The 26,690-nt window shown below is 67.0% G+C and carries 28 protein-coding genes; 9 read left to right on the top strand and 19 right to left on the bottom strand.

Annotation, left to right across the window (positions count from 1 at the left end; genetic code table 11):
* Window positions 1–2: 2 nt before the first annotated feature.
* The 7 genes from ACSFA7_RS05125 to ACSFA7_RS05095 form a co-directional block, all read right to left on the bottom strand.
* Entirely contained in the window at window positions 3–776 is a 774-nt protein-coding gene (locus tag ACSFA7_RS05125; RefSeq protein WP_435498375.1) for an enoyl-CoA hydratase/isomerase family protein, read from the bottom strand.
* Complete coding sequence (locus tag ACSFA7_RS05120) at window positions 773–1,756, bottom strand: Bug family tripartite tricarboxylate transporter substrate binding protein (protein ID WP_435498374.1); 984 nt, start codon at window positions 1,754–1,756, stop codon at window positions 773–775. Before ACSFA7_RS05120 ends, ACSFA7_RS05125 begins: the two co-directional genes overlap by 4 nt.
* Before the next feature lie 83 nt (window positions 1,757–1,839).
* On the bottom strand, window positions 1,840–3,306 hold the full coding sequence (locus tag ACSFA7_RS05115; RefSeq protein WP_435498373.1) for a malonyl-CoA decarboxylase: 1,467 nt from the start codon (window positions 3,304–3,306) through the stop codon (window positions 1,840–1,842).
* Between the two features lie 46 nt (window positions 3,307–3,352).
* The gene (locus ACSFA7_RS05110) at window positions 3,353–4,021 is read right to left on the bottom strand and encodes a GntR family transcriptional regulator (RefSeq protein WP_435498372.1); all 669 of its coding nucleotides are present in this window, start codon (window positions 4,019–4,021) and stop codon (window positions 3,353–3,355) included.
* A 135-nt stretch (window positions 4,022–4,156) separates the two neighbouring features.
* The gene (gene lgt, locus ACSFA7_RS05105) at window positions 4,157–4,981 is read right to left on the bottom strand and encodes a prolipoprotein diacylglyceryl transferase (RefSeq protein WP_435498371.1); all 825 of its coding nucleotides are present in this window, start codon (window positions 4,979–4,981) and stop codon (window positions 4,157–4,159) included.
* Between the two features lie 57 nt (window positions 4,982–5,038).
* Window positions 5,039–5,308 (bottom strand): hypothetical protein, encoded by a 270-nt coding sequence (locus tag ACSFA7_RS05100; protein ID WP_435498370.1) that lies wholly within the window; start codon window positions 5,306–5,308, stop codon window positions 5,039–5,041.
* 32 nt (window positions 5,309–5,340) lie between these two features.
* Window positions 5,341–6,114, bottom strand: coding sequence for an SDR family oxidoreductase (locus ACSFA7_RS05095; protein WP_435498369.1), 774 nt, complete (start codon window positions 6,112–6,114; stop codon window positions 5,341–5,343).
* A 131-nt stretch (window positions 6,115–6,245) separates the two neighbouring features.
* Here ACSFA7_RS05095 and ACSFA7_RS05090 point away from each other — a divergent pair, with 131 nt between their 5' ends.
* Window positions 6,246–7,190 carry a LysR family transcriptional regulator gene (locus tag ACSFA7_RS05090; protein ID WP_435498368.1) on the top strand — a complete coding sequence of 315 codons (945 nt, stop codon included), beginning with the start codon at window positions 6,246–6,248 and terminating at the stop codon, window positions 7,188–7,190.
* On the opposite strand, the gene ACSFA7_RS05085 is transcribed toward ACSFA7_RS05090, so the two are convergent.
* Together ACSFA7_RS05085 and ACSFA7_RS05080 are read right to left on the bottom strand one after the other, a co-directional pair.
* Entirely contained in the window at window positions 7,150–7,674 is a 525-nt protein-coding gene (locus ACSFA7_RS05085; protein ID WP_435498367.1) for a hypothetical protein, read from the bottom strand. The two genes, ACSFA7_RS05090 and ACSFA7_RS05085, sit on opposite strands and share 41 nt — an antisense overlap.
* A complete protein-coding gene (locus ACSFA7_RS05080; protein ID WP_435498366.1) occupies window positions 7,671–8,630 on the bottom strand; it encodes a LysR family transcriptional regulator in 960 nt (319 codons plus the stop codon). The genes ACSFA7_RS05085 and ACSFA7_RS05080 overlap by 4 nt, the downstream gene beginning before the upstream one ends.
* Window positions 8,631–8,730: 100 nt before the next feature.
* Here ACSFA7_RS05080 and ilvD point away from each other — a divergent pair, with 100 nt between their 5' ends.
* On the top strand, window positions 8,731–10,425 hold the full coding sequence (gene ilvD / locus ACSFA7_RS05075; protein WP_206178947.1) for a dihydroxy-acid dehydratase: 1,695 nt from the start codon (window positions 8,731–8,733) through the stop codon (window positions 10,423–10,425).
* A 4-nt stretch (window positions 10,426–10,429) separates the two neighbouring features.
* Here the strand turns inward: ilvD and ACSFA7_RS05070 are convergent, their stop codons facing one another.
* Both ACSFA7_RS05070 and ACSFA7_RS05065 read right to left on the bottom strand, forming a co-directional pair.
* Entirely contained in the window at window positions 10,430–11,254 is an 825-nt protein-coding gene (locus ACSFA7_RS05070; RefSeq protein ID WP_435498365.1) for a DUF3592 domain-containing protein, read from the bottom strand.
* Between the two features lie 55 nt (window positions 11,255–11,309).
* On the bottom strand, window positions 11,310–11,564 hold the full coding sequence (locus tag ACSFA7_RS05065; protein WP_206178945.1) for a TIGR04438 family Trp-rich protein: 255 nt from the start codon (window positions 11,562–11,564) through the stop codon (window positions 11,310–11,312).
* A 107-nt stretch (window positions 11,565–11,671) separates the two neighbouring features.
* On the opposite strand from ACSFA7_RS05065, the gene ACSFA7_RS05060 reads away from it, so the two are divergent.
* Window positions 11,672–11,980, top strand: coding sequence for a c-type cytochrome (locus tag ACSFA7_RS05060; RefSeq protein WP_435498364.1), 309 nt, complete (start codon window positions 11,672–11,674; stop codon window positions 11,978–11,980).
* A gap of 6 nt (window positions 11,981–11,986) precedes the next feature.
* On the opposite strand, the gene ACSFA7_RS05055 is transcribed toward ACSFA7_RS05060, so the two are convergent.
* Both ACSFA7_RS05055 and acs read right to left on the bottom strand, forming a co-directional pair.
* A complete protein-coding gene (locus tag ACSFA7_RS05055; protein WP_435498363.1) occupies window positions 11,987–12,493 on the bottom strand; it encodes an SPFH domain-containing protein in 507 nt (168 codons plus the stop codon).
* Between the two features lie 129 nt (window positions 12,494–12,622).
* A complete protein-coding gene (acs, locus tag ACSFA7_RS05050; RefSeq protein WP_435498362.1) occupies window positions 12,623–14,620 on the bottom strand; it encodes an acetate--CoA ligase in 1,998 nt (665 codons plus the stop codon).
* A 147-nt stretch (window positions 14,621–14,767) separates the two neighbouring features.
* On the opposite strand from acs, the gene ACSFA7_RS05045 reads away from it, so the two are divergent.
* Window positions 14,768–15,400 (top strand): YqhA family protein, encoded by a 633-nt coding sequence (locus ACSFA7_RS05045; protein WP_206178941.1) that lies wholly within the window; start codon window positions 14,768–14,770, stop codon window positions 15,398–15,400.
* A 21-nt stretch (window positions 15,401–15,421) separates the two neighbouring features.
* Here ACSFA7_RS05045 and ACSFA7_RS05040 read toward each other — a convergent pair whose 3' ends face one another.
* Window positions 15,422–16,339 carry a LysR family transcriptional regulator gene (locus ACSFA7_RS05040; RefSeq protein WP_435498361.1) on the bottom strand — a complete coding sequence of 306 codons (918 nt, stop codon included), beginning with the start codon at window positions 16,337–16,339 and terminating at the stop codon, window positions 15,422–15,424.
* A 101-nt stretch (window positions 16,340–16,440) separates the two neighbouring features.
* Between ACSFA7_RS05040 and ACSFA7_RS05035 the strand changes: the two genes are divergently transcribed.
* The gene (locus tag ACSFA7_RS05035; protein ID WP_435498360.1) at window positions 16,441–17,058 is read left to right on the top strand and encodes an NAD(P)-dependent oxidoreductase; all 618 of its coding nucleotides are present in this window, start codon (window positions 16,441–16,443) and stop codon (window positions 17,056–17,058) included.
* A gap of 57 nt (window positions 17,059–17,115) precedes the next feature.
* Here the strand turns inward: ACSFA7_RS05035 and fumC are convergent, their stop codons facing one another.
* Window positions 17,116–18,513 (bottom strand): class II fumarate hydratase, encoded by a 1,398-nt coding sequence (gene fumC, locus ACSFA7_RS05030; protein ID WP_042581520.1) that lies wholly within the window; start codon window positions 18,511–18,513, stop codon window positions 17,116–17,118.
* Between the two features lie 512 nt (window positions 18,514–19,025).
* Between fumC and proV the strand changes: the two genes are divergently transcribed.
* From proV to proX, 3 genes are read left to right on the top strand one after another with little or no spacing between them, the layout of a single operon-like run.
* Entirely contained in the window at window positions 19,026–20,279 is a 1,254-nt protein-coding gene (proV, locus tag ACSFA7_RS05025) for a glycine betaine/L-proline ABC transporter ATP-binding protein ProV (protein WP_435498359.1), read from the top strand.
* A 21-nt stretch (window positions 20,280–20,300) separates the two neighbouring features.
* Window positions 20,301–21,476: a glycine betaine/L-proline ABC transporter permease ProW gene (gene proW, locus ACSFA7_RS05020; RefSeq protein ID WP_435498358.1), complete on the top strand. Its 1,176-nt coding sequence runs from the start codon at window positions 20,301–20,303 to the stop codon at window positions 21,474–21,476.
* Window positions 21,477–21,499: 23 nt separating this feature from the next.
* Window positions 21,500–22,513 carry a glycine betaine/L-proline ABC transporter substrate-binding protein ProX gene (proX, locus tag ACSFA7_RS05015; RefSeq protein WP_435498357.1) on the top strand — a complete coding sequence of 338 codons (1,014 nt, stop codon included), beginning with the start codon at window positions 21,500–21,502 and terminating at the stop codon, window positions 22,511–22,513.
* A 21-nt stretch (window positions 22,514–22,534) separates the two neighbouring features.
* Here the strand turns inward: proX and kce are convergent, their stop codons facing one another.
* The 4 genes from kce to ACSFA7_RS04995 all read right to left on the bottom strand — a co-directional run bounded on the left by kce (window position 22,535) and on the right by ACSFA7_RS04995 (window position 25,797).
* Window positions 22,535–23,470 (bottom strand): 3,5-dioxohexanoate:acetyl-CoA acetone transferase, encoded by a 936-nt coding sequence (gene kce / locus ACSFA7_RS05010; RefSeq protein ID WP_435498356.1) that lies wholly within the window; start codon window positions 23,468–23,470, stop codon window positions 22,535–22,537.
* Window positions 23,467–23,976: a lipocalin-like domain-containing protein gene (locus ACSFA7_RS05005; RefSeq protein WP_435498355.1), complete on the bottom strand. Its 510-nt coding sequence runs from the start codon at window positions 23,974–23,976 to the stop codon at window positions 23,467–23,469. The genes kce and ACSFA7_RS05005 overlap by 4 nt, the downstream gene beginning before the upstream one ends.
* Window positions 23,977–24,038: 62 nt before the next feature.
* On the bottom strand, window positions 24,039–24,806 hold the full coding sequence (locus ACSFA7_RS05000) for a cyclase family protein (RefSeq protein ID WP_435498354.1): 768 nt from the start codon (window positions 24,804–24,806) through the stop codon (window positions 24,039–24,041).
* Window positions 24,807–24,819: 13 nt separating this feature from the next.
* A complete protein-coding gene (locus ACSFA7_RS04995) occupies window positions 24,820–25,797 on the bottom strand; it encodes a Bug family tripartite tricarboxylate transporter substrate binding protein (protein WP_435498353.1) in 978 nt (325 codons plus the stop codon).
* A 133-nt stretch (window positions 25,798–25,930) separates the two neighbouring features.
* Between ACSFA7_RS04995 and ACSFA7_RS04990 the strand changes: the two genes are divergently transcribed.
* On the top strand, window positions 25,931–26,626 hold the full coding sequence (locus ACSFA7_RS04990) for a TetR/AcrR family transcriptional regulator (protein ID WP_435498352.1): 696 nt from the start codon (window positions 25,931–25,933) through the stop codon (window positions 26,624–26,626).
* Window positions 26,627–26,690: the final 64 nt, after the last annotated feature.

The following is a 26,690-nucleotide window of genomic DNA, read 5'->3' as shown; positions in this document are numbered from 1 at the left end:
CTTCAGAAATTCGGTGTGCGCTTGGCAAGGAAGGCGGCGATGCCTTCGCGGTGCTCGGCGGAATCGGCGTAGTCGTAGGCCGTGGCGAGCAGGCTCTGCGTAGATTGAGCGCCGGCCTTCAGCATGGCGAAGGTGCGCTTGTGCAGGCGCGCGGCCTGCGGCGCGAGCGCGGCGATGCGGTCGGCGTGCACCTGCACTGCGGTCGCGATCTCGTTGTCGGGCAGCACCTGCAGCAGGAAGCCGGCGTCGTACAGGCGCTGGGCGCCGTGCACGCCGGCGGCCAGCAGCATGTCGCGCGCAAGCACGTCGCCGATGGCGCCGTGCACCAGGGCCGCTTCGCGCGGCGCCATGGGAAAGCCCAGCTTGGCGATCGGCGCACCGAACTTCGCGGAGGTGCCTGCAATGCGGATGTCGCAGCAGCTCGCGATCTCGATGCCGGCGCCCATGCAGGCGCCCTCGATCTGCGCGACCAGCGGCACCGGGCAGTCGAGCAAGGCCTGCAACGCGGCCCACACTTCGTTCTCGTGAAATTCACGCAGGCTCGCCTCTTCGAAGCGGAACGACGGGTATTCGGAGATGTCGCCGCCCGCGCAGAAGGCCCCGCCCTCCCCGCGGACCACGATGCAGCGAAGGCCTGCATCGTCCAGGCCCGCGAACACGGCGCGCAGCGCGCGCCACATCGCGCGCGTCATCGCATTGAGGCGGCCCGCGTTCGACAGCGTGACGACCGCCACCGCGCCTTCACGGCGCAGCGATACAGTGCCCGCAGCCGTCATTCGAGCTTGGTGCCCGACGCCTTCACGACCGTGGCCCAGCGCTTGATTTCCGAACTCACGAAGCCGCCATAAGCGGCCATGGTGAGGGTCGGGATCTCGGAACCGTTCTGCGCCCAGATGGTCTTAAGCTCGTCGGTGGCGAGTGCTTTCTTCATGTCGTCGACCGCGCGCGCCTGCGCATCGGCCGGCGTGTTCTTGGGCGCCCAGAGGCCGTACCAAGTGGTCACGGTGTAGTCGGGCAACCCCACTTCGGCGGCGCACGGCACGTCGGGGAACGCCGGGTTGCGCTTGCTGCCCGCGACCATCAGCGCCTTGATGCGGCCGCTCTTGATGTGCTGGGCCGAGGAACCCAGGCCGTCGAACATCAGGTCGACGTTGCCCGAGATCAGGTCCGACAGCGCCGGGCCCGCGCCGCGGTACGGGATGTGGGTGATGAAGGTGCCGGTCTGGATCTTGAAGAGCTCGCCCGCCAGGTGGTGCGAAGTGCCCGAGCCGGCCGAGCCGTAGTTGAACTTGCCCGGGCTGCGCTTCACCAGCGCGATGAATTCCTGGATGGTATTGGCCTGCACGCGCTTGGGGTTGATGACCACCACCTGCGGTACGTTGGCCAGGAGCATCAGCGGCACGAAGTCCTTCTCGATGTCGTAGTCGAGCTTGGGATAGACCGAAGGCGCAATGGCGTGGTGCACCGCCCCCATGAAGAGCGTGTAGCCGTCGGCCGGCGCCTTGGCCGCGATGCCCGCGCCCAGCGTGCCGCCGGCGCCACCGCGGTTGTCGATCACCAGCGTCTGGCCCGCCACCTTGGTGAACTGGCCCGAGAGCGGACGCGCAAAGGCATCGGTGCCGCCGCCGGCCGGAAACGGCACGATCATCGTCACCGGCTTGGTCGGCCAGCTTTGGGCGCGCGCGGCGCCGCAAAGAACGGCCGCACCGGCGGCGGCCACGCGCAGAACGTCACGTCGCTGAAAACTCTGGTTCATTTGTCTCTTCTCCGATCGTTGTGGATTTTGCCGCCCCATGCGGCGTTAGGCGCCTTCTGCGCGCCCGCCTTGTTTTCGAACGCTCAGCCTTTTTTGAAGAACAGGCTTTCGATGTCTCCCGATACCGCGACCTTGCCATCGCCCAGCCAGGTCCGATGCTTGTCCAGGCGCTTCAGGTCATAGAGATAGTTGACCATGAGCCCGTACGACTGCTTCTGCCCCTTGGGCGACGGATCGCCGGCCCAGTTCAGCCGTTCGACCCGCGCACCGTTGCCCAGGTGAAAGCGCGCGACCGGGTCGGCCGGCGTGCCGTCGACCAGCGCGTGACCCAGGTACTCGGCAGCCGCCTGCAGCAGCCATTGGCGCAGCGGCGACTTGGCATCGAAGGTGGCGGCCGCCTCCACGGCGGCGAGCAGGCGCTCGGCCGTGGGCGGCACGGAGCCGACGAGCCGGCCGAGCTCGGACTCGCGCTTCTCGTCCAGGCGCGGCATGAGATCGGCGGCATTCTTGGCCAGCCAGGTGCGAAAGCCCGGGATCGGCGAGAGCGTGGCAAAGGTCTTCAGGCGCGGCAGTTCGTCCTGCAGCGTCTCGACCACGCGCTTGATGAGCGAGTCGCCGAAGCTCACACCGCGCAGGCCGGTCTGAGTGTTGCTGATCGAATAGAAGATCGCGGTGGTCGCCTTGGCGGGCAGCACCGGCACGGCCGCCTCGTCGAGCAGCGGCGTGATGCCGTCGCTGATGCGGTCGACCAGCGCCACTTCGACAAAGATCAGCGGCTCGTTGGGCAGGCGCGGATGGAAGAAGCCGTAGCAGCGGCGGTCGCTGTCGTCCAGCCGGTTCTTCACGTCGGACCAGCTCTTGATGTCGTGCACCGCCTCGTAGCGGATGAGTTTCTCGATCAGCGAGGCCGGCGAATCCCAGTCGATGCGGCGCAGTTCGAGGAAGGCGACGTCGAACCAGGTGGAGAAGAGTTGCTCCAGTTCCGCATCGAGCGCGAGCAGGCGCTTGTCGGCCTTCAGGCACGGCAGCAGGTCGGCACGCAGGTCGACCAGGAAGCGCATGCCCGCGGGCTCGACGGCAAAGCGTTGCAAGAGGCGCATGCGCGGCGAGACGAGCGCGCGGCGCAGCTTCAATTCGGCCTGCCCTTCGTCGGGCGTACCGACCGCGGCCTGGTGCTGGTCGCGGGCGGTCTTGAGCTTTTGCGCGTCGGCGGCGAAGTGCTCGCTCATCAGGGCCCAATAGTCGCGGCGCTCTTCGGGCGTGGCGCCGGCGTAGGCCTGCGCGATGGCATGGGCCCGGCGGCCGCCCTCGACCTCGCTCACGCGCGGATCGATCACGGCCTGGAGGTCGGCCAGCACGCGGCGCAGCGCGCGCGGCGACAAGGCCTCGTCGGCCTTGCGCAGCGTGACCTGCAGGCGCTCGGCGGTCGTGCGCTCGCTGGGCTTGAGCGCGCTCTTGGTCACGCTCTTTGCCGTGCTTTCGGGCGCCACGGGCACCTTGGACTTTTCGCCAGAACGCAGCCGCGCCTGGAACCATTCGGTCGCACTCATCGCTGGACTCCCCTGTCAAAGTTTGCGGGCGCGCCGCGGCAAATGGTCACGGCATCACCCTGGATTTCTGTTGTCGCGCCACCTCGCGCAGCGCTTCGCGTTGCCGCGTCAAGTGCGTGCGCATGGCGGCATCGGCACCTTCGCTGTCGCGCGCCTTGAGCGCCGCGAACACGGCCAGGTGCTCCGACAGGCTCTGGTCGAGCCGGCCCGGCGCGTGCAGCTGCTGCAGGCGCGCGAGCTTCAAGATCTTGCGCAGGTCGCCGATCACCTGCGCGAGCCACCGGTTGTCCGCGAGCTTGATGATCGCCTCGTGAATGATGTGGTTGGTGGCGTAGTAGTCGTTGATGCGGCGCGCCTTGGCATGGCGCTCCAGGCGTTCGTGCAGCCCGTCGAGCTCGTGCAGCTCGGCATCGCTCGCGTTGCGGGCGGCCTCGTAGGCGCAGCGGCCTTCGAGCAGCGCGATCACCGGGAAGATCTCGTCGAGGTCGCGCTCGGTCACTTCGTTGACGAAGCAGCCGCGCCGCGGTTCATGCCGAAGCAGGCCTTCGGCGGTGAGCACCTTGAGCGCCTCGCGCAGCGGCGTGCGGGAGATGGAAAGCCGCTCGCACAGCGCCGCCTCGTCCAGGAAACTGCCCGGCGCCAGCGTGCCCTCGAAGATCTGCTCGCGCAGCGTCGCGGCGACTTCGTCGTGCAGGGAGTTGGGGACCAGGCGCATGGCGTTTGGGGCTTTCGACCTCGGGTGGCTCGGCGTAATTTCCTGTAATTACGCGTAATTGTGAGTGCGCAAACAATGTGGCGCAAGTGTCACGGGCACCCCGCGCGGCCCGTGATTACCCTGAGATCGCCCGCTTCAGGCGCGTGCGGCGACCGTCTTCGCGCGGCCGAACCAGAACCACAGTGCGATGCCGGCGATCACCATCGGCACGCTGAGCCACTGCCCCTGGCTCAGGCTCAAGGCCCTGAGGCCCAGGAAGTCGTCGGGCTCGCGGAAGTACTCGGCAAAGAAGCGCAGCGCGCCGTAGCCGATCAGGAACACCGACGCCACCTGCCCCTGCTTGCGCTCCTTGCGCGCATAGAGCCACATGATCACGAACAACAACAGGCCTTCGAGCAGGAACTGGTAGATCTGCGAAGGATGGCGCGGCAGCATCGAGCCGCTTTGCGGAAACACCATGCCCCAGGAGAGATCGGGGCTGCTGAAACGGCCCCAGAGTTCCCCGTTGATGAAGTTGCCCACGCGGCCCGCGGCCAGGCCCGTCGGCACGCAGGGCGCGACGAAGTCCATCACCTGCCAGAACGGCCGCGCGCGCGAATGAGCAAACCAGACCATCGCGCCGATCACACCCAGCATGCCGCCGTGGAAGCTCATGCCGCCCTGCCACACGTAGAGGATCTCGAGCGGATGGGTGAGATAGAACTCGGGCTTGTAGAACAGGCAATAGCCCAGGCGCCCACCGACGATCACGCCCATCACGCCGAGAAAAAGAATGTCCTCGATGTCCTTCCGCTGCCAGGCGCCCTGCCCGACCAACGACCGATACGGTTCGTGGCGCAGCCGGCGAGTGCCGAGAAAGTAGAACAGCGCGAAGGCCGCCAGGTAGGTCAGGCCGTACCAGTGAATGGCGACAGGCCCCAACTGCAAGGCGATGGGATTGATCTGCGGATACATGAGCATCCGTCGATTGTGCCGCGCGCGAATGACGCGGCCGGCACGGGGACATTCAGGGCAATGTCAGCGCCCGAACTTCCACCACAGGAGCCCTGCCACCAGAGCCGGCACCGCGAAGATCAACAGGAAGATCGGCAGCTCCTCGGCCACCGAATACCCCGCCTTGATCACGCCCACCGCCATGTTGATGCCGGCGCCGATGAACCACGCCGGAATGAACCACTTGGCAGCGGTGGCCAGCGCCATCGAGGAGCCATCGCCGATGAAGCGGCTGGTCAAGAGAAACACCGCCAGCAGCACGAAGCCGCCGCCCATCACCATCACTGTGTGCATATGCGTTTTCCTCCGGAAGCCATCTTGCCGGATCAGCGGGTGGTGTAGCCGCCGTTGGCAAAAATCGTCTGGCCGGTGATCCACCAGCCTTCGGTGACCAGGAATCGCACGATGGGCGCGATGTCCTCGATGTCGGTCAGGCCCTTCTTGGAGAACTTGCTGAGCGCCGCGGCGCTGCTGTGGTACTCGACGGCTTCCTTGCTCTCCTGGCCGTAGAAGAACGGTGTGTCCATCGGGCCGGGGCCGATGCCGTTGACCGAGATGCCGCGGTCGCCGAACTCCTTGGAGGCTGCGCGGGTGTAGTGCTCCACGGCGGCCTTGGAGCCCGGGTAAATCGAATAGAACGGCGTGTAGGCCGCGAGCAGCGAGCTCACGATCGTCACGATGCTGCCGCCATCGGCCATCGTGCGGCCGGCCTGCTGGATGAAGAAGAAGGCGGCCTTGGCGTTGGCGTCGAAGCTCTTGTCGTAGTCGGCCTCGGTCACATCGAGGATCGGCTTCTTGATGACCACGCCCGCGGTGTTGATGGCGATGTCGACCTGGCCGAAGTGCTTGACGGCCTGGTCGAACAGCTTGACGTTGTTCTCCACCACCGAGAGATCGCCCTGCACCAGCAGCGTGTCGGCGCCCTTGGCCTTGAGCGCGGCGGCGGTTTTTTCGGCGTCGCCGCGCGAGGCATCGCTGTTGTAGTGGATGGCGATCCCACGGGCGCCGCCATCGACCAGCTGGTGGCCGATGAGTGCGCCGAGATTCTTGCCGCCACCGGCGATGACGGCGACCTTGTTCTTGAGGGTGCGTGCAGACATGGAATGAACTCCTGTTGAAAGCGTGGATGTGTGACGGGAAGCTGCAGTCTATTGATTGCAAGCACCCAGATAAAGCGACCGATCGCAGCTAGACTGTTCAAAAAATCACGAACAATCGAGGTAGCACCTCCATGGACCGCATCGACCTCCTCAAGGTCTTCCTGAGCGTTGCCGAGACCGGCAGCTTCACCCGCGCAGCCGACCGCCTCGCGCTACCGCGCGCCGCCATTTCCACGGCGGTGCAGCAACTCGAAGCGCGACTGGGTTCGCGCCTCCTGCACCGGACCACGCGGCGCGTGAGCCTCACGCCCGACGGCGAAGCGCTGCTGGAGCGTGCCCGCGCGCTCGTCACCGACATGGAAGACATCGAGCAGCAGTTCCTGCCGGCGCACAGCAACGTGAGCGGACGGCTCAAGGTCGATGTGCCGAGCCGCATCGCGCGGCTGCTCATCGCGCCGGCGCTGCCGGATTTCTTCATGCGCTTTCCCGCCATCGAACTGGAGCTGGGTTCGAGCGATCGTGCGGTAGATCTGGTGCTCGAAGGTGTCGACTGCGCCCTGCGCGTCGGGCCGCTGGCCAGCAGCAGCCTGGTGGCGCGGCCGCTCGGGCACTTCACGCTGATCAACTGTGCAAGCCCCGCCTACCTTGCGCGTCACGGCACGCCGCAAACGCCGGCCGATCTGCCCGAGCACATCGCGGTCAACTACGCCTCGCCGACCAGCGGCCGCGCGGCGCCATGGGAGTGGCAGCGCGACGGCGAGACCACGACGCTGCGCATGCGCAGTCAAGTGGCCGCGAACAATGCCGAAACCTACATCGCCTGCGCGCTGGCGGGGCTGGGGCTGATCCAGATCCCGGCCTACGACGTGCGCGGGCACCTCGCGGCCGGCGAGCTGGTCGAGGTACTGCCCGAGGCGCGCGCCGAGCCGCTGCCGGTGCAACTGGTGTACCCGCACCGGCGCAACCTTTCGCGGCGAATGCAGGCCTTCGCGGGATGGCTCGAAACGCTGCTCGCCGATTCACTCGACAAGCCCGTCAACGCTCGCTCTTCGCCCGGCCGTAAGGCACGGTCTTGAGCAGGTGGAATTCGCCGTTGCGCAGCTCGTGGAACTCGACGACGTCCCTGCCGTTTTCGCGGTCCATGGTGCCCGCCTGGATCAGGAGCCGGCTCGACAGCCTGTAGATGAGTTCCTGGCCGTCTTCCTTCTCGAATTCGGGCTTCAGCGGATAGACGCTCATGACCGCGCCGGGCATCGGGATGGCGCGCCCGGTCGACGCGTCGATCACCGCACCCACGTTGCATCCGCCGGTGCCGCAGCCCCAGCGCGTCACGATGTAGCGGCCGGCGAAGTCCGGCTTGCCGTTGGCGATGGCTTCCCGCAACCGCGTGCGGTAGGAGCGGGAGAACTCGTCGTCCATCACCAGCGGGTGATTGCGCCCGGTGTACGGCGCCTCGGCCGGGTAGTCCTTGAACTGGGGCGTGGCAGGCGGCGTTTGCGCGCTCACGGCAGCGGCATGCAGCAGGGTGGCCGCCAGAACGGCCCAAAACATCCTCTTCACGCGATTCCTCCTTCTTTCTGCCTGGCGCCGCGCTCCCGCACGAACGCCACGAAACGCGCGAGCGCCGGGTTGTTCGCGCCCTCGGGCCACACCAGGCTGGTCTCGCACACCGGGAGCGCCGGCGCGGTACGACGCCGGCCAGCCGGTGCAAATTCTGTGGCACGCCGGTACACGACGCCCGCGCGCCGGAACTGCGTGACGCTCTCCGGCACCCAGGCCACGCCGATGTCGCCGGAAACCAGGTTGACGATGGTCTGCATCTGGATGGCCTCCTGCGCAAGCTCCGGCACGCGACCCGCCGCGTGATAGAGCCCGAAGATCGCGTCGTGCAGCGAAGGCACGATGCGGCGCGGAAAGATCACCAGCGGCTCGGTCAGCACGTCGGCCAGCAGCAGCGCCTGCGTGCGGGCCAGCGCATGCCGGGACGGCAGCGCGAGCACCAGCGGCTCCTCGGACACGGCCAGGCGCGTGAGTCCCGGTGGCGCAGCGCCGGGCGAATGCAGCATCAGCCCGGCATCGATCTCGCCGCGCGCGAAGGCTTCGAGTTGCACGTCGCCGGTGGCTTCGACCAACTCGAGCGCCACCTCGGGACACAGCACGCGGAACTCGCGCACCCAGGCCGGCAACTGCTCGAAACCGACCGTCGAGACGAAGGCGATGCGCACCCGCCCCACCTGCCCCGCCGCCGCGGCGCGCGCCCGCGCCGGCAGCGCCTGGGCACGTGCCAGCAGCTCGCGCACGTCGGGCAGCAGCGCCTCGCCGGCGGGGGTGAGCGCCACGCGCCTTCGGGTGCGGTCGAACAGCACGACACCCAGTGTTTTTTCGAGCTGGGCGATGGCCTGCGTCACAGGCGGCTGCGTCATGTGCAGCCGAAGGGCGGCGCGGCCGAAGTGCAGTTCCTCGGCCACGGCGACGAACTGGCGCCAGGCACGCAGGTCGATCAGGGCTTCATTCATATGCCGAGCATATCAATGCTGGTACAAAATCGGATTGGAACGAATCAATCAGAAGTCCGATACTTGGCTCCCCCGATCTCCCCACGATAGAAGAGACACCATGGACACCAAGCCGATCCAGATCAACCGCCGCAGCGCCAACATCGTCGAAGGCAAGAGCCGCGCCCCCAACCGCTCGATGTTCTACGCCATGGGCTACGAAGAGAGCGACTTCAAGAAGCCGATGGTCGGCGTGGCCAACGGCCACAGCACCATCACCCCCTGCAACTCGGGCCTGCAGAAGCTGGCCGACGCGGCCATCGCGGGCATCGAGGAAGCCGGCGGCAACGCGCAGGTGTTCGGCACCCCCACCATCTCCGACGGCATGGCGATGGGCACCGAAGGCATGAAGTACTCGCTGGTGAGCCGCGAAGTCATCTCCGACTGCATCGAGACCTGCGTGGGCGGCCAGTGGATGGACGGCGTGCTGGTGGTCGGCGGCTGCGACAAGAACATGCCCGGCGGCCTCATGGGCATGCTGCGCGCCAACGTGCCGGCCATCTACGTCTACGGCGGCACGATCCTGCCGGGCCGCTACAAGGGACAAGACCTGAACATCGTGAGCGTGTTCGAAGCCGTCGGCCAGAACGCCGCGGGCAACATGAGCGACGAAGACCTGCACGAGATCGAGAAGCGCGCCATTCCCGGCACCGGCTCCTGCGGCGGCATGTACACGGCCAACACCATGTCCAGCGCGTTCGAGGCGCTGGGCATCTCGCTGCCCTACTCGTCCACCATGGCGAACCCGCACGACGAAAAAGCCAACTCGGCCAAGGAATCGGCCAAGGTGCTGATCGAGGCGATCAAGAAGGACCTGAAGCCGCGCGACATCGTGACCAAGAAGGCCATCGAGAACGCCGTGGCCGTGATCATGGCCACTGGCGGCTCGACCAATGCGGTGCTGCACTTCCTGGCGATTGCGCACACGGCCGGCGTCGAATGGTCGATCGACGACTTCGAGCGCATCCGCAAGAAGGTGCCCGTGATCTGCGACCTGAAGCCCTCGGGCAAGTACCTGGCGGTCGACCTGCACCAGGCCGGCGGCATTCCGCAAGTGATGAAGGTGCTGCTGAACGCGGGCCTCCTGCATGGCGACTGCATCACCATCAGCGGCCAGACGATCGCCGAAGTGCTCAAGGACGTGCCCGACGTGCCGCGCGCCGACCAGGACGTGATCCGCCCGATCGACAAGCCGATGTACGACGAAGGCCACCTGGCCATCCTGAAGGGCAACCTGTCGCCCGAAGGCGCGGTCGCCAAGATCACGGGCCTGAAGAACCCGGTCATCACCGGCCCGGCGCGCGTGTTCGACGACGAGCAGTCGGCGCTCAAGGCGATCCTGGACGGCAAGATCGTCGCCGGCGACGTGATGGTGCTGCGCTACCTCGGCCCCAAGGGCGGCCCGGGCATGCCAGAAATGCTGGCCCCCACGGGCGCGCTGATCGGCGCGGGCCTGGGCGAAAGCGTGGGCCTGATCACCGACGGCCGCTTCTCGGGCGGCACCTGGGGCATGGTGGTCGGCCACGTGGCGCCCGAAGCGGCGGCCGGCGGCACGATTGCGTTCGTGAACGAAGGCGACTCGATCACCATCGACGCGCACAAGCTGGTGCTCGAACTCAACGTGCCCGAAGCCGAACTCGCCAAGCGCCGCGAAGGCTGGAAGGCCCCGGCCCCACGCTACACGCGCGGCGTGCAGGCCAAGTTCGCGTTCAACGCATCGAGCGCGAGCTCGGGCGCGGTGCTCGACAAGTTCTGATCGATCACATCATCATCCAGGCACCGTAGCCGAAGGCGATGAAGCCCAGGCCCACGATGCCGAGGATGCTGCGTGACTCGAACGCCATCGCCGGCGGAAAGCTCTGCACCACAAGGTGCAGCAAGGCCCCGGCGCCGATGGTCATGAACCCGGCGCCGAGCCCCTTTCCGAAGCTCTCGTCGGGGTAGAGAAAGCACACGGCAAAGCCGGCGAGGAACACCACGTTGGCCAGCACCGTGCCGCGCGTGCGCCATCGTTTTTGCGCGGGCGTGGCTTCGAGCTCCTTCTCCCATGAATCGGATCGAGGACGCCCTTCCTTGATCGCCATGCCGGTGAAGAACAGCCCGAACATCGTCGGGAACCCGCCGAAGAGGCCGAGCCCCCAGACGATGCCCCACATGTTCTGGAAATCGGCCACCAGCGCCTGCGACGGATCGGCCGGCTTGTAGCGCACGTCGACCGGATCGCCCGATTCCTTGTCAGAGAGCCCGCCGCCGAGCCCCTTGACGCGGCGCACCTGCCCATCGGATGCGGTGTATTCGACAACCGGGGCGCGAGTGGTCGTGGTGCGCCCCTTGTCGTCCTTGCTGCGCTCTTCCACGAATTCGACCAACCGACCTTCGACGAGCACCGTGTCGGCAATCGATTGGTAGCGTTGCCAGCCGACCGTCGCCGCGCCGTAGAGCCCCGCGCAACCGATCAGCAGCGCCCCGACGCCGACACCCCAGAAGAGCTTCTTGCGCCAGCCCACGAGCGCGCCGATGGCAGGCCCGACCAAAAGGGAGAGCCCGAAGACGAGCAGTGCGTGGGTGGCGGCTTCGTCATCCATGGCGCGCTTTCGTTGCTGCAGCGCGGGATGATGGTGGCCGGGAGCGGCTAGGCGCTCAGCGGCGCGGGCGCTGGCCGTTGCTGGTCGGCAGGCCCATGTTGGACTTCTGGCGGTCGATGCGCGCTTGCTTCCGGCGGTCTTCGCGCTCGATCACCTTGCGCTTGGTGTAACCCGAGGAATCGGCCCAGGCCCACCACGCGACGGCCAGTGCGAACGGCGACAGCACGATCCACCAACTCCAGCCGGCGACCATACCGACTTCGAAATACTTGAGGGCCAAGCCCAGCAAGCCCAACAGCAGAAACCACATCGCGAATCCCTCCGGGTTGTTGTCAACGCATCCGGACGCCGGTCGACGGCGCTACCTACAATCGCGTTGCATCGAATGTAACCCAGCCCTTACGAAATAAATCCCCCATGAAAAGAGTTCTGTTCGCCGCAGTCCTGGGCCTTGGCCTCGCGGCCCCCGCCTTCGCAGACCTGGCCTTGGCCACGTCGAAGAACTGCATGAGCTGCCACGCGGTCGACCGCAAGGTGCTCGGCCCGTCCTTCAAGGACGTGGCCACGAAATACAAGGACGACAAGGGCGCGGTCGACACCCTCGCCACCAAGATCGTGAAGGGTGGCTCCGGCGTGTGGGGTCCGGTGCCGATGCCGGCGAACAACCAGGTCAGCGAGGCCGATGCGAAGAAGCTGGCGGCTTGGATTCTTGCAACGCCGCGCTGAGCCAGCTCAACCCTGAGGGTTGATATCGGCCGGAACCACCACCGGCCGGCGCTCGATGCGGTCCTCGAGCTGGCCGATGTGCGCGGCCAATGTGTTGTCGGTCTGCTCGGAGCGCACCCGCACCGCCGTCTCGAGCTGGTCGATGCGCGCCACCAGGGCCGCATGCCGGTCGGCGTTGTGCGCCATGTGCTTGTTTTCCTGCGCTTCGAGGAAGTTGCGCAACTCGGTGAAGCGCGAGGCTTCGGCCTTGTCGGCCAGGTCGCGCTGGACCTGCATTTCCTTCGTGTGGCGCTTGGTGTCCAGCAGCACCGAACTGTGCAGGTACAGCACGTAGACCAGGAAGAAGGCCGCCAACACGACAGTGAGGCCCAGCATGATCAGGCCGAGCGGTCCGGACACGGTCATGAAGCCCAGCCAGATGTCGGTGGGGGCCGACAGCGTCCCCCAGTTCAACGCGGCAAGCACTGCGATCAGCAGCACGATGACGAACAGGAAAGCGGATCTCACGCCCATGGGGGGCCTCCTCTGAAAAGATCGAACACAACAACCGGCGCCGCACGCGTCGAGGCGCGCGGCAACGGGTTGGTTTTACCTCAGGCAAAGGGCCCGTCCGGCGCTGCCGGACGGAGAGACGGCCACGTCCTACAGCCGTTCTGACAACTGTTCGAGGATTGCGGGATTTTCCAGCGTCGAGGTGTCCTGCGTGATCTCTTCGCCCTTGGCGATGCTGCGCAAGAGGCGCCGCATGATCTTGCCGCTGCGCGTCTTGGGCAGGTTGTCGCCGAAGCGGATGTCCTTGGGCTTGGCGATGGGGCCGATTTCCTTGGCCACCCAGTTGCGCAATTCGTTGGCGATCTGCTTGGCTTCTTCACCGGTGGGACGTGCGCGCTTCAACACCACGAAGGCGCACACCGCCTCGCCGGTCACGTCGTCGGGACGCCCCACCACGGCGGCTTCGGCCACGAGGTCGGTCTTGGACACCAGCGCCGATTCGATTTCCATCGTGCCCAGCCGGTGGCCCGACACGTTCAGCACGTCGTCGATGCGGCCGGTGATGCGGAAGTAGCCGCGGTCTTCGCTGCGCACCGCCCCGTCGCCGGCCAGGTAGATCGTGCCGCCCATTTCCTCGGGGAAATAGCTCTTCTTGAAGCGCTCGGGGTCGTTCCAGATTGTGCGGATCATCGAAGGCCACGGCCGCTTGATCACCAGCATGCCGCCCGCGCCATTGGGCAGGTCCTTGCCCGTCTCGTCGACGATCGCGGCCATGATGCCAGGCAGCGGCAGCGTGCAAGAGCCCGGCACCAGCGGCGTGGCGCCCGGGAGCGGCGTGATGACGTGGCCGCCGGTCTCGGTCTGCCAGAAGGTATCGACGATCGGACACCTTTCGTGGCCGATATTGCGGTGGTACCACATCCACGCCTCCGGATTGATCGGCTCGCCGACCGAGCCGAGGATGCGCAGGCTCGAGAGATCCCAGTTCTTCGGATGCACCTTCTCGTCGCCCTCGGCCGCCTTGATGAGCGAGCGGATGGCGGTGGGCGCCGTGTAGAACACGCTGACTTTGTGCTTCTCGATCATCTGCCAGAAGCGGCCCGCATGCGGGAAGGTCGGGATGCCCTCGAACACCACCTGCGTGGCGCCGGCGGCGAGCGGCCCGTAGGCAACGTAGGTGTGGCCGGTGATCCAGCCGATGTCGGCCGTGCACCAGAACACGTCTTCGGGCTTGATGTCGAAGGTCCAGTCCATCGTGAGCTTGGCCCACAGCAGGTAGCCGCCGGTGGCGTGCTGCACGCCCTTGGGCTTGCCGGTGGAGCCCGACGTGTAGAGGATGAAGAGCGGGTGCTCGGCGTTCACCGGCACGGGCGGGCAGTCGGTGCTCTGGCCCTTGAGCGCTTCGGTGAAGGTCTTGTCGCGGCCTTCGACGCGGGCCCACGCGGTGGGCGTGCGTTCATAGACGAACACGGTCTTGATCGACTCGCAGCCGCCCAGCGCGATGCCGTCGTCCACGATGGCCTTGAGCGGCAGTTCCTTGCCGCCGCGCAGCTGGTAGTTGGCGGTGATGACGGCCACGGCGCCGGCATCGATGATCCGCTCCTGCAGCGCCTTGGCCGAGAAGCCGCCGAACACCACGCTGTGGGTGGCGCCGATGCGCGCGCAGGCCTGCATCGCGATCACGCCTTCGACCGTCATCGGCATGTAGATGACGACGCGGTCGCCCTTCTGGATGCCCGCGGCCTTGAGCGCGTTGGCGAACTGGCTCACGCGGCCGAGCAGCTCCTTGTAGGTGACGTTGGTGACGGTGCCGTCGTCGGCTTCGAAGACGATGGCCGTCTTGTTCTCTACCGGGGTGCCGATGTGCTTGTCCAGGCAATTGGCGCTGGCATTGAGTTCGCCGTCGCCGAACCACTCGTAGAACGGGGCCTTGGACTCGTCGAGCGTGCGGGTGAAGGGCTTGGTCCACTGCAGGTTGCCCTTGGCCAGGCGGGTCCAGAACCCCTCGAAGTCGTCTTCGGCTTCCTTGCAGAGGGCGTCGTAGGCGGCCATGCCGGAAATTCGGGCGCCTTCGGTGGCGCGGGCGTCGGGCGGGAACACGCGGTTCTCGACCAAGACGGATTCAATGTTTTTCGATGCGCTGCTCATTCTCTTTGTCTCCTGGGTGGATGCGGCCGTAATGTCGGCGGGCGCACTTACGGGTCACTGACGCGTCCGATGTTAGTTCGCAGGGTTATCACGAGTGCGTCACTGGGGCCCCCCTAGAATCGCCGGTCTTCCACGACCACCCACCCGATGTCCGCTCCCGACCCCTTCGACCCCCTGAACCCGCCCACTCCCCGGAGCTATCCGATGGGACCGTTGCCCCGGCTGATCTTTGCGAGCCGCTGGTTGCAACTGCCCCTGTACCTGGGCTTGATCGTGGCGCAGGCGGTGTACGTGGTGCACTTCCTGGTCGAGCTGCTGCACCTGGTCGAAGCCGCATTCGGCAGCCAGACCGCGCTGCAGGCCCTGATCACCAGCATCGGCTACAAGACCACCGCGCCGGTCGGCACGCTCAACGAAACGGTGATCATGCTGGTGGTGCTGGCGCTGATCGACGTGGTGATGATCTCCAACCTGCTGATCATGGTGATCGTGGGCGGCTACGAGACCTTCGTGAGCCGCATGAACCTCGAAGGCCACCGCGACCAGCCCGAGTGGCTCAGCCATGTGAATGCCTCGGTGCTCAAGGTGAAGCTGGCCACCGCCATCATCGGCATCAGCTCGATCCACCTGCTCAAGACCTTCATCAACGCGGACAACTACACCGACCGCGTGCTGATCGCGCAGACGGTGATCCATATCGCCTTCCTGTTCTCGGCCATGGCCATCGCCTACACCGACAAGCTGATGAACCAGGCGGCCGCCGCCGGCGCCCGCCACTGAGCGGAATCGCGCCGCCCTGCTTCAGCGGGGCGGTGGCAAGTCCCACGACGGCACTTCGGTGAAGCGTGCGGCCAGAAAGTCGAGCATCGTGCGCAGCGTGGCCGGCATGTGCTTGCGCGAGGTGTAGACCGCGTACATGCCGACGACCTGCGGCTCGCAATCGTCGAAGAGCGGCACCAGTTCGCCGGACTGCACCAGCTCCGCGGTCAGATAGGTCGGCAGCATCGCGATGCCCGCCCCCGCCCGCGCAAGGCACATCAGGCTCGCGGCATCGTTGGCCGACACGTTGCCGTTCACGGCCACGGACAACGGCTCCCCATCCGCCTTGCGGGTGAAATTCCAGAGGCTGTGGCCGAAGTACGAATGCGTGAGGCAGTTGCGCTGGGCCAGTTCGTCCACGCGCAGCGGCTTGCCGTGCTCTTTCAGGTAAGCGGGCGAGGCACAGACCACCGAGCGGCAGGTGGTGAGCCGGCGCGCGATGAGGTTGGGATCGATTTCCGCCGCCGTGCGGATCGCCAGATCGATGCGCTCGTCCACCAGGTTGACCGTCCGGTCCAGCAACACCAGGTCGACCGCCACGCCCGGGTAGAGCCGCACGTAGTCCGCGATGGCGTCGGCCAACTGCGCCTGCGCGAACGACGTGCCGGTCGTGATGCGCAACTGGCCCTGCGGCGCCTCGGCCGGATGCCGCACCGCAGCCTGCATGTCGCCCGCGAGCTCGAGCACCTGGCGGCAGCGCGGCAGCAGTTCCTCTCCGGCGGCGGTGAGGCTCAGGCGGCGCGTGGTGCGATGCAGCAGCCGCGCACCGGTCCATTGTTCGAGTTCGGCCACGTAGCGCGTGACCACCGGTCGGGACATGTCCAGTTTCTCGGCGGCGGCAGAAAGACTGCCCGAATCCACCACGTTCACGAACACCCGCATTGCGTTCAATCGATCCATTCGAACGATTTTAGGAATAAAGAAGCGCGGATTTCGAGGTATTTCTTTCGAAAGCAGAAACCTAAGATGAGGTTCATCCCATCCACTTTCTGGAGTCACTCATGAGCCACATCGCCATCATCGGCGCCACCGGACGCGCCGGCGGCCGCCTTCTCGAAGAGGCGCTGCGCCGCGGCCATACCGTCACCGCCATCGCGCGCAAGGCCAGCGAGAAGCTGTCGGGCCGCGCCAATGTGAAGGCCGTGGACGTCGACGCGCTCGACGCCCCCGCGCTCGAAAAGGCACTGGCCGGCCACGACGCCGTGTTCAGCGCCGCGCATTTCGCCACCGTGCCGCCCGCTGCCGTCATCGGCCCGGTCAAGCGCGCGGGCGTCAAGCGCCTGCTGGTGGTCGGCGGCGCCGGCAGCCTGTTCGCGGCGCCCGGCCTGAAGGTCATCGAGACGCCGAATTTCCCCGACGCCTACCGCGCTGAAGCCACGGCCGGCGGCGTGTTCCTCGATGCGCTGCGCAGCGAGAAGGAACTCGACTGGACCTTCCTCTCGCCCTCGGCCGAATTCGTCGACGGCGAGCGCACCAGCAAGTTCCGCCTTGGCAAGGACGACCTGCTCGTGAGCGCCGAAGGCCGCAGCTGGATCAGCTTCGAGGACTACGCGATCGCGTTCATCGACGAGCTCGAAAAGCCCGCCCACTCGCGCCAGCGCTACACGATCGGCTACTGATCGGCCGGCAACGAAAAAAGGACCCTCGCGGGTCCTTTTTTCATGGGGCGGCCCGACTCAACGGCCCGTCATGTTCTCCGGCACCACCCACTGGTCGAACTGCTCGGCCGTCAGGTGCCCGGAGGCAATCGCCGCTTCGCGCAGGCTCGTGCCTTCCTTGTGCGCCTTCTTCGCGATGTAGGCCGACTTGTCGTAGCCGATGTGCGTGTTCAGCGCCGTCACCAGCATCAGCGAGCGCTGCACCAGCTCGGTAATGCGCTCGCGGTTCGGCTCGATGCCCACGGCGCAGTGGTCGTTGAAGCTCACCATGCCGTCGGCCAGGAGGCGCACGCTCTGCAGGAAGTTGTGGGCCACCATCGGGCGGAACACGTTCAGCTCGAAGTTGCCCGAGGCGCCGCCGATGTTGATGGCCACGTCGTTGCCGAACACCTGCGCGGCCAGCATCGTGACGGCCTCGCTCTGGGTCGGGTTGACCTTGCCCGGCATGATCGACGAGCCCGGTTCGTTCTCGGGAATGCTCAGCTCGCCGATGCCGCTGCGCGGGCCGCTCGCGAGCCAGCGCACGTCGTTGGCGATCTTGTTCATGCTGGCGGCGAGCGTCTTGAGCGCGCCGTGGGCATGCACCAGCGCATCGACGCTGGCCATGGCTTCGAACTTGTTCGGTGCGGTGACAAACGGCAGGCCCGTGAGCTTGGCCAGTTCGGCGGCCACCTGCTCGGCATAGCCCTTCGGCGCATTGAGCCCGGTGCCGACGGCCGTGCCGCCCAGCGCCAGTTCGCTCAGGTGCGGCAGCGCGGCGCGCACATGCGCTTCGCCGTGCGCGAGCTGCGCCACGTACCCCGAGAACTCCTGGCCCAGCGTAAGGGGCGTGGCGTCCTGCAGGTGGGTGCGGCCGATCTTCACGATGTCGGCGAAGTCCTTCGATTTCTGTTCCAGCGTGCCGCGCAGCTTGGCGATGGCGGGCAGCAGCTTGTGGGTGATGGCCTCGACGGCGGCCACGTGCATCGCGGTCGGGAACACGTCGTTGCTCGACTGGCTGCGGTTCACGTCGTCGTTCGGGTGCACCAGGCGCCCTTCCCCGCGCTCGCCGCCGAGGATTTCGCTCGCGCGGTTGGCCAGGACCTCGTTGACGTTCATGTTCGTCTGCGTGCCCGAGCCGGTCTGCCACACCACCAGCGGGAACTCGCCCGGATGCTTGCCGGCGATGACTTCATCGGCCGCGGCCACGATGGCCTGGGTCTTCTTCTCGTCCTGCAGGCCCAGCGCATGATTGACCACGGCCGAGGCGCGCTTGACCTGGGCCAACGCCTTGATGATCTCGCGCGGCTGCTGCTCGCCGGAGATGTCGAAGTTCTGCAGCGAGCGCTGCGTTTGCGCACCCCACAGCTTGTCGGCCGGCACGTCGATCGGACCGAAGGTATCGCGCTCGGCACGGGTCTTGGGGGAAGTCGTCATGAGAAAAAGCTCCGCAGTCTTGGATGGTCGCGCCGCCTGGTCGGGCGCGGGCCCGAGTATCGGCCAACAAGAATAGCTCGCATCTGACGGGGCCATTGGACCGCCGCCGACACGACGGTACGCCCGTTGGGTTGACTCGCATCATGTCAAAAAGTTATAATCATTGGCTTCAGACGACCAACAAGTCATGTAAGTCATGTTGATCGGCCCTGCACTACTCGCGGATCTCCGAATCCCGTCGCGGTGCAAGGTTCTCCCCCGCCGGGCCCTGCCCGGCAAATCGGCCGGATCTTCCGGCCCCACTGCCACGCCACCATTCGGCGGGCACTGGTTTCGTCGCCACGTCGTCTTCAGTGCCTGTCGGCAGCCCTCAAAGGCTCGCCGGGCCATTGCACGCGTTCTCTCGCGCTCTCTGTTCTCGGGAAGCTCCATCGGCTGATGGCGTGACCGTTGCCGTCCTGTGCTTTGCCGGGCGGCGCTGTGTCCAACCTTTCAACAAGGAGCCCCGGCATATGGCCAAAGGAATTCTCATCGACCATGTCTTCAAGGTGTTCGGCGATTCGCCCGAGCAGGCCCTCGAACTCGTCCGCCAAGGTTTTTCGAAGAAGGAAATCCTCGCCAAGACGGGCCAGTCGATCGGCGTGTTCGATGCCACCTTCGAGATCCAGGCCGGCGAGATCTTCGTGATCATGGGCCTGTCGGGCTCGGGCAAGTCGACGCTGGTGCGCCTCCTGAACCGGCTGATCGAGCCGACCGCCGGGCGCATCGTGATCGACGGCGCGGACATCAACGAGCACTCCGACGCCAAGCTGCGCGCGCTGCGCCGCAAGGACATCAGCATGGTGTTCCAGTCGTTCGCGCTGATGCCGCACATGACGGTGCGCGAGAACACCGCGTTCGGCCTGGAGCTCTCCGGCACGAGCAAGAAGGAGCGCCTGGCGCAGGCCGACAAGGCGCTCGCGCAGGTGGGCCTTGCAGGCTGGGGCGACAGCTACCCCGACGAGCTCTCCGGCGGCATGCAGCAGCGCGTGGGCCTGGCGCGAGCGCTGGCGTCCGACCCGTCGATCCTGCTGATGGACGAGGCCTTCTCGGCGCTCGACCCGATCATCCGCACCGAGATGCAGTCGGAGCTCCTGCGCCTGCAGCAGGAACAGCGCCGCACCATCGTCTTCATCTCGCACGACCTCGATGAAGCCATGCGCATCGGCGACCGCATCGCGATCATGAAAGACGGCCAGGTGATCCAGGTCGGCACGCCCGACGAGATCCTGCGCAGCCCCGCCGACGACTACGTGCGCAGCTTCGTGCGCGGCGTGGACGCCGCCGCCGTCTTCAAGGCGGCGGACATCGCGCGCAAGTCGCTCACCGTGGTGTGCGAGCACCCCGAGCGCGGCGCGCGCGCGGCGCTCAAGCTGCTGGAAGACCAGGACCGCGACTTCGCTTACGTGACCAGCCCGAACAAGCGCTTCCTCGGCGTGGTGTCGGCCGACACGCTGCGCGGCGCGCTCGACGGGCATTCAGGCCCCCTCGGCCTGCAGCACGCGTTCCTCGCCGACCTGCCGCGCATCGATGCCGAGGCGCCGGTGGCCGGCCTGATCGGCCAGCTCGCGCAGGCGCCATGCGCGTTGCCGGTGGTGGCAGGCGACGGCCGCTTCTGCGGCGCGATCAGCAAGACGACGCTGCTCAAGTTCCTGGACCGCGAGACGCCGCCGATCGAACCCGTCTCCCCGCACGCCGCGCCCGCGCTCGCCGCCGAGCCGCACTGAATTCACGAAGGACCCTGAACGATGAACGACACCACATTGCCTTCCGACCTGAACGCGCCTGACCTGGGCGCCGCGCTGAACACGGCCCCGGAGCCCGCTGCCTTTGTCGATCCGTGGGAGGCGCTTTCCGCTGCGCCCGACACCTCCGCCACCAGCGCCTGGCTCGATGCCCCGGTGAACGCGGCCCATCAGCTCGCCGGACAGGCCGACACCGCCACCAGCGGTTTCCAGTTGCACCGCCTGTGGGACGGCTCGCTCCCCGTCGAGTCCTGGATCAACCAGGGTCTCGGCTGGGTGGTCGAACATTTCCGCCCCTTCTTCCAGACGGTGCGCCTGCCCATCGACAGCACGCTGAACTGGGTGCAGAGCCTGCTCACCGGCCTGCCGACGCTCGCGATGATCGCGCTCATCGGCCTCTTCGCCTGGCAGTTCGCGGGCCGCGCGCTCGCCATCGGCACCACGGTGGCGCTGCTGCTCGTGGCGATGCTGGGCATCTGGCCCGAGGCGATGGTGACGCTGTCGCTGGTGCTGACCTCGCTGGTGTTCTGCATGGTCATCGGCCTGCCACTCGGTGTGTTGCTGGCCAGCAGCGACCGGGCCCAACGGATCATGCGGCCCGTGCTCGATGCGATGCAGACCACGCCGGCCTTCGTGTACCTCGTGCCGGTGGTGATGCTCTTCGGCATCGGCAATGTGCCGGGCGTGATCGTGACGATCATCTTCGCGCTGGCCCCGCTGGTGCGCCTGACCAACCTGGGCCTGCGACAGGTGCGCCCCGACCTGATCGAGGCCGCGCGCGCCTATGGCGCCTCGCCCTGGCAGATGCTGGTGAAGGTGCAGCTGCCGCTGGCCATGCCGTCGATCATGGCGGGCATCAACCAGGCGCTGATGCTGTCGCTGTCGATGGTGGTGATCGCCTCGATGATCGCGGTCGGCGGCCTCGGCCAGATGGTGCTGCGCGGCATCGGCCGGCTCGACATGGGCCTGGCGACCGTCGGCGGGCTGGGCATCGTGCTGCTGGCGATTTCGCTCGACCGGCTGACGCAGGCGATGGGCAAGTCGCGGCGCAGCGCGGGACGGCGCTGGTGGCACACCGGACCGGCCGGCTTCTCGCTGCGCATGCTGCAGCGCCTTTTGGGCACGCCTTCGCGCGAAGCGGACGCGCGCGTTCCTGCCCTCTCCACGCAAGCGCAATGACACGTCACGGAGGAAAACAACGCATGAAGAAAACCAGTCTCATCGCCCGCAGCCTTCTGGCCCTCGGCTTCGTCGCCTTCGGCCTGGCCGCCCAACTGGCCCACGCCGCCAACGACCTGCCCGGCAAGGGCGTCACCGTGCAGCCGCTCAAGAGCTCGCTCGCCGAAGAAGCCTTCCAGACGCTGCTGGTGATGCGCGCCCTCGAGAAGCTCGGCTACAAGGTCGAGCCCATGAAGGATCTGGAGCCCGCCACCGAGCACCTGGCGATTGCCAATGGCGATGCCACCTTCATGGCCAACCACTGGAGCCTGCTGCACGCCGACTTCTACAAGAACAGCGGCGGCGACGCGAAGCTCTCGCGCACCGGCGTGTACTCCGACGGCGCGGTGCAGGGCTACCTCATCGACCGCAAGACGGCCGAGCAATACAACATCACCAACATCGCGCAGCTGAAGGACCCGGCCATCGCCAAGCTGTTCGACGCGGACGGCGACGGCAAGGCCGACCTCACGGGCTGCAACCCCGGCTGGGGCTGCGAGCTGGCCATCGAGAACCACCTGAGCGCCTACCGGCTGCGCGACACCGTCACCCACAAGCAGGGCAGCTACGCCGCGCTGATGGCCGACACCATCGCCCGCTTCAAGCAGGACAAGCCGGTGCTGTACTACACGTGGACGCCGTACTGGGTCAGCGCCGTGCTGCGCCCGGGTGCGGACGTGGTGTGGCTGCAGGTGCCCTTCTCGTCCTCCCAGGAAGGTCAGGCCGACACACAACTGCCCAACGGAAGGAACTACGGCTTCCAGGCCAACCGGGAGCAGATCGTCGCGAACAAGGCTTTCGTCGAGAACAACCCGGCGGCGGGCAAGCTGTTCGAAGTGATGAAGCTGCCGATCGGCGACATCAACGCGCAGAACCTGCGCATGAGCCAAGGCGCCAATACGCAGCAGGACGTGGAGCGGCATGCGGATGGGTGGATCCGGGTGCATCAGGCGCTGTTCGACGGCTGGATCGCCGAGGCGAGGGCCGCGGCGCAGTAGCCGTCGGCCGCGCAGCCGGGATCAGAAGGCGACCCGGTCGGCGCCCTTGAGCGCCAGCAGGGCGCGCGCCTCGTCGGGCGTGGCGATCTCATGGCCCAGCTCCTCCAGCAGACGGCGCACCTTTGCGACCTGCTGCGCGTTCGAAGTCGCCAGTTCGCCGCGCGCGATCTGCAGCGAATCCTCCAGGCCCACCCGCACGTGGCCGCCCAATGTCGCGGCGGCCGCAGCCAGTTGTATCTGACTGGCCCCCGCGCCCAGCACCGACCACTGATAGCCGGAGCCGAAGAGCTTGTCGGCGGTTCGCTTCATGAAAACCAGGTTCTCGAGGTCCGCGCCGATGCCGCCGAGGATGCCGAGCACGAACTGGATGAAGACGGGGGCCTTGAACAGGCCGGTGTCCATGCAGAACTTCAGGTTGTAGAGCTGGCCCACGTCGTAGCACTCGTGCTCGAACTTGATGCCATGCGCTTCCAGCGCGCGGGCCGCCATGCCGATGTCGCGGAAGGTATTGCGGAAGATGTAGCCGTCGGACTCGCGCAGGTAGGACTCTTCCCAGTCGAACTTCCATTCCTTGTAGCGCTGCGCGAGCGGGTGCATGGAGAAGTTCATGCTCCCCATGTTGAGCGAGCACATCTCCGGCGAGAAACGAAGCGCCGGCGCGATGCGTTCAGCCACCGTGTTGTTGAGGCTGCCGCCAGTCGACAGGTTGACCACCGCGCCGGTGGCGGCCTTGATGGCGGGAAGGAAGGCCTGGAAGCGTTCCGGATCGATGGAGACGGCGCCCGTCTCCGGATGCCGCGCATGCAGGTGCAGCACCGCGGCGCCGGCCTCGGCCGCCTCGATGGCCTGCCCGGCGATGTCCTCGGGCCGGTAGGGCAGCGCGTCCGACATCGTCGGCGTGTGGATGGCGCCGGTCACAGCGCAGGTGATGATGACTTTTCGGGAAGGCTTGATCATGGTTTGGTCGATGGCTTGATCGATGGGGTAGGTATGCGAAGAGGTTCGGGCACGGCATCCAGTCCCACGGGCGCGCGCTGCCAGACGAGCTTCAGGACGGTCTCGACACCCGCCTGCGGCTGTGGCGCGGTACGCAGCTCGACGGTGTCGCCGGCCAGCCGCACCTCGCGGCGCAGACGGGCCCCCACCCAGTTCGGGTAGGTGGAGATGTCGACGTGGTGCACGATCCAGTCGCCCTCCCGGACGTAGCGCCCCGCATAGCCGATGGACGACCTGTACGCGGATGCGCTCTCCTCGTCGGTAGCGTCCTGCCGGTCCGAGCCGGAAAGGCGCGCGCGGGCATCGTGGGTGATGAGCGCCGTCATGCGGCCGTCGGCGCCGTAGTGGATGACGCCCGAGGGCCGGGCGCCGTAGACGTCGAAAAGACGTTCGCCCCGTGGGTCCACGGCGCAGGCCTCGCGCAGATACCAGGTACCCAGCAAGGTGTCGTCCGGTACGCCGGTCATTGAAGTACCTTCGTGCTTCGCACTGCGGTGCGCAGCTTGCTTGGGGCGGCCCGGCGCGGCGCTCATGGCAGCACCGCCACGGCCCGCACCCAGCCGGCCGAGGCCTTGTGGATCTTGATGGGGAAGCAGATGACGTGGAAGCCGCTGGCGGGCAGGAGATCGAGGTTGGTCAGTTTTTCCATCTGGTAGTAGCCCGTCGTTCGTCCGGCCTTGTGCCCCTCCCAGATCAGGGAGGCGTCTCCGGTAGCGGCGTAACGCCGGGCGGTGTGAGAAAAAGGGGCGTCCCAGGACCAGGCGTCGGTGCCCACCACGCGCACGCCCTGCTGCGTCAGCCAGAGCGTGGCCTCGCGGCCCAGGCCACAGCCGCTGTCGAGGTAGTCGGGTTGGCCGTAGCGCGCGGCGGCGGCCGTGTTCGCCAGCACGATGTCCAGCGGCTGCAGCGCGTGGCCGATGCGCCGCAGTTCCGCGGCCAGATCATCGGCCGTGGCGACGTGGCCGTGCGGCAGGTGGCGCAGGTCCAGCTTCACGCCGGGGCGATGGCACCAGTCCAGCGGCACCTCGTCGATGGTGGCGGCGGGCTGGCCGCCGTCCATGGTCGAGGCGTAGTGCCACGGCGCATCCATGTGGGTGCCGTTGTGGGTGGACAGGTCGATGCGCTCCACCGCCCAGGCCTCGCCATCGGGCAGGTCCTCGGGCCGCAGGCCGGCGAACGGCTTGGCCAGGGCCGCGAAGGTTTCGTGGTGGTGCTGGTAACGGATGCGGGGCCCGTTGCCCGGGCGGTCCACCGGCAGGTCGTTCTCGATGGCGACGGACAGGTCGATCAGTTGCATGGGAGCCCCTGCCTCACTGCTGCACCAAGCCGATGGACTTGACCAGTCCGGGCCAGCGCTGCGTTTCCGTCTTCAGGTGCGCGGCGGCCGCCTGCACCGTGCCGCCAGCGGGCTCGTTGGCAAACTCGCGGAACTTCGCGGCCACATCGGGCTGCGCGAGGATCGCGTTCGCCTCGCGATTGAGGCGCGCCACCACGTCGGTGGGCGTGCCGGCCGGCGCCACCAGCATGAACCACAAGGAGAAGTCGATGCCCGGCAAGCCGGCCTCGCCAAAGGTGGGCACCTCGGGCAGCAGGCTCGTGCGGGCGCGGGTGGAAACGGCCAGGGGCCGCACCTTGCGCGATTCGATGAAGGGCCGGATGGTGCCCACGTTGTCGCACAGCGCCTGCACGCTGCCACCCAGCAGGTCGGTGATGGCGGGGGCCGCGCCCTTGTACGGAACATGGGTCACGGCGGCGCCGGCTTCGCGGGCGAGCAGCCCGGCGCAGATGTGGTGCGGCGAGCCCTCACCAGCGTTGGCCAGGGTCAGTTGCCCCGGATGCTGGCGCGCGAAGGCCATCAGCTGACGCAGGTCGCCAGTCGGAGCCCCCGGGCCCGCCACCAGCACCAGCGGCGCGGACGAGACCTGCACGATGGGCGCGAACGCGCGTGCCGGGTCGTAGGGCATGCGTGCGTACAGACCCGGGTTCACGGCCAGCGGACCCAGGCCCGCGAGCAGCAGCGTGTAGCCATCGGGCCGCGCCTTGGCCACTGCGTCGGCGCCGATGTTGCCGTTCGCGCCGCCCCGGTTGTCGACCACGAAGGGCTGGCCCATGCGCTGCGAGAGCTTGTCCGCGAGCACGCGGGCGATGTTGTCGGTGCCTCCGCCCGCGGGGTAAGGCACGACCAGGCGAACGCTGCGCTCGGGGTATTGGGACCAAGCCGACGCCACCGCGAGCAAGGCCAGGGACAAGGCGGCCGCACCGCCGCGCAGGAAGTTGAACAGAGTCATCGGGTCTCCATCGGCGGTTCATTCGCCGGGCTTATTAGTTAGTCGATCGACTAATAATAGCCGTGGAACAGAGCTATCGGCAAGGCCAGTTACCATCGATCCCTCCCCGCAGCCCGCGCGATCGCGATCCTCGATGCCCGCCACTCCCAAAGCCTCCACGGCCGAAGCGCCAGAGCCCGAGGCCCCTCGCGCACCTCGCAAGGCGGATGGCCGCGAAGCCATCCTTCGCGCGGCCGAGCGGCTGTTCGCGGAACACGGATTCGAAGGCTGTTCGTTGCGCGCGGTGGCCGACCTGGCCAAGGTCAACCAGGGAATGATTCACTACTTCTTCAAGTCGAAGGACGCCCTCTTCCTCGAGGCCTACATGCGCGGCGGCCAGCCGCTGGTGGACGAGCGCATGCGGCTGCTCGATGCGGAAGAAGCGCTGCAGGACGGCCTTCCCATCGGGCTGGAGCGCCTGATCGAGATCTTCCTGTCGCCGGCCGTGGCGCTCGCGCTCAGCGGCGCGAGGGGGCGCAACTTCCTGCGGATGCAGGCCCATCTGCAGCTCAACGGCACGCGCTTCGGCGACAAGCTGCGCAGTTCGCTCTACGACGACTCATCGCGGCGTTTCGTGCGCGCCTTCGCACGCAGCCTGCCCGGGCTTTCCCAGGAGCAGGTCGCCTGGCGCTTCATCTTCATCCTGGGCACCTACCAGTACGTACTGGCGGACACCGGCCGGCTCGAAGTGATCTCCGACGGCGCGAGCAACGGCCGCGAATTCGACAAGGCACTGCGCGAGATGATTCCCTTCTTGGCAGCGGGCATGCGCGCGGCGGGGCCCGCCTGATGGCCCCGGCCGGCGAAACCCGGCGCTGAGATAATCGGGGGGCGTTTCCACACCTAAAAAGATC

Source organism: Variovorax trehalosi (genome assembly GCF_051216415.1).
In the GTDB taxonomy this organism is placed as follows: Bacteria; Pseudomonadota; Gammaproteobacteria; order Burkholderiales; family Burkholderiaceae_C; genus Variovorax.
The sequence above is the reverse complement of the archived record's forward strand: the minus strand, read 5'-3'. Positions and strand labels throughout refer to the sequence as shown.

Coding starts and splice junctions, on each gene's coding strand:
- ACSFA7_RS05125 (WP_435498375.1), bottom strand. CDS start 776: ATGACGGCTGCGGGCACTGTATCGCTGCGCCGTGAAGGCGCGGTGGCG.
- ACSFA7_RS05120 (WP_435498374.1), bottom strand. CDS start 1,756: ATGAACCAGAGTTTTCAGCGACGTGACGTTCTGCGCGTGGCCGCCGCC.
- ACSFA7_RS05115 (WP_435498373.1), bottom strand. CDS start 3,306: ATGAGTGCGACCGAATGGTTCCAGGCGCGGCTGCGTTCTGGCGAAAAG.
- ACSFA7_RS05110 (WP_435498372.1), bottom strand. CDS start 4,021: ATGCGCCTGGTCCCCAACTCCCTGCACGACGAAGTCGCCGCGACGCTG.
- lgt (WP_435498371.1), bottom strand. CDS start 4,981: ATGCTCATGTATCCGCAGATCAATCCCATCGCCTTGCAGTTGGGGCCT.
- ACSFA7_RS05100 (WP_435498370.1), bottom strand. CDS start 5,308: ATGCACACAGTGATGGTGATGGGCGGCGGCTTCGTGCTGCTGGCGGTG.
- ACSFA7_RS05095 (WP_435498369.1), bottom strand. CDS start 6,114: ATGTCTGCACGCACCCTCAAGAACAAGGTCGCCGTCATCGCCGGTGGC.
- ACSFA7_RS05090 (WP_435498368.1), top strand. CDS start 6,246: ATGGACCGCATCGACCTCCTCAAGGTCTTCCTGAGCGTTGCCGAGACC.
- ACSFA7_RS05080 (WP_435498366.1), bottom strand. CDS start 8,630: ATGAATGAAGCCCTGATCGACCTGCGTGCCTGGCGCCAGTTCGTCGCC.
- ilvD (WP_206178947.1), top strand. CDS start 8,731: ATGGACACCAAGCCGATCCAGATCAACCGCCGCAGCGCCAACATCGTC.
- ACSFA7_RS05070 (WP_435498365.1), bottom strand. CDS start 11,254: ATGGATGACGAAGCCGCCACCCACGCACTGCTCGTCTTCGGGCTCTCC.
- ACSFA7_RS05065 (WP_206178945.1), bottom strand. CDS start 11,564: ATGTGGTTTCTGCTGTTGGGCTTGCTGGGCTTGGCCCTCAAGTATTTC.
- ACSFA7_RS05060 (WP_435498364.1), top strand. CDS start 11,672: ATGAAAAGAGTTCTGTTCGCCGCAGTCCTGGGCCTTGGCCTCGCGGCC.
- ACSFA7_RS05055 (WP_435498363.1), bottom strand. CDS start 12,493: ATGGGCGTGAGATCCGCTTTCCTGTTCGTCATCGTGCTGCTGATCGCA.
- acs (WP_435498362.1), bottom strand. CDS start 14,620: ATGAGCAGCGCATCGAAAAACATTGAATCCGTCTTGGTCGAGAACCGC.
- ACSFA7_RS05045 (WP_206178941.1), top strand. CDS start 14,768: ATGTCCGCTCCCGACCCCTTCGACCCCCTGAACCCGCCCACTCCCCGG.
- ACSFA7_RS05040 (WP_435498361.1), bottom strand. CDS start 16,339: ATGGATCGATTGAACGCAATGCGGGTGTTCGTGAACGTGGTGGATTCG.
- ACSFA7_RS05035 (WP_435498360.1), top strand. CDS start 16,441: ATGAGCCACATCGCCATCATCGGCGCCACCGGACGCGCCGGCGGCCGC.
- fumC (WP_042581520.1), bottom strand. CDS start 18,513: ATGACGACTTCCCCCAAGACCCGTGCCGAGCGCGATACCTTCGGTCCG.
- proV (WP_435498359.1), top strand. CDS start 19,026: ATGGCCAAAGGAATTCTCATCGACCATGTCTTCAAGGTGTTCGGCGAT.
- proW (WP_435498358.1), top strand. CDS start 20,301: ATGAACGACACCACATTGCCTTCCGACCTGAACGCGCCTGACCTGGGC.
- proX (WP_435498357.1), top strand. CDS start 21,500: ATGAAGAAAACCAGTCTCATCGCCCGCAGCCTTCTGGCCCTCGGCTTC.
- kce (WP_435498356.1), bottom strand. CDS start 23,470: ATGATCAAGCCTTCCCGAAAAGTCATCATCACCTGCGCTGTGACCGGC.
- ACSFA7_RS05005 (WP_435498355.1), bottom strand. CDS start 23,976: ATGACCGGCGTACCGGACGACACCTTGCTGGGTACCTGGTATCTGCGC.
- ACSFA7_RS05000 (WP_435498354.1), bottom strand. CDS start 24,806: ATGCAACTGATCGACCTGTCCGTCGCCATCGAGAACGACCTGCCGGTG.
- ACSFA7_RS04995 (WP_435498353.1), bottom strand. CDS start 25,797: ATGACTCTGTTCAACTTCCTGCGCGGCGGTGCGGCCGCCTTGTCCCTG.
- ACSFA7_RS04990 (WP_435498352.1), top strand. CDS start 25,931: ATGCCCGCCACTCCCAAAGCCTCCACGGCCGAAGCGCCAGAGCCCGAG.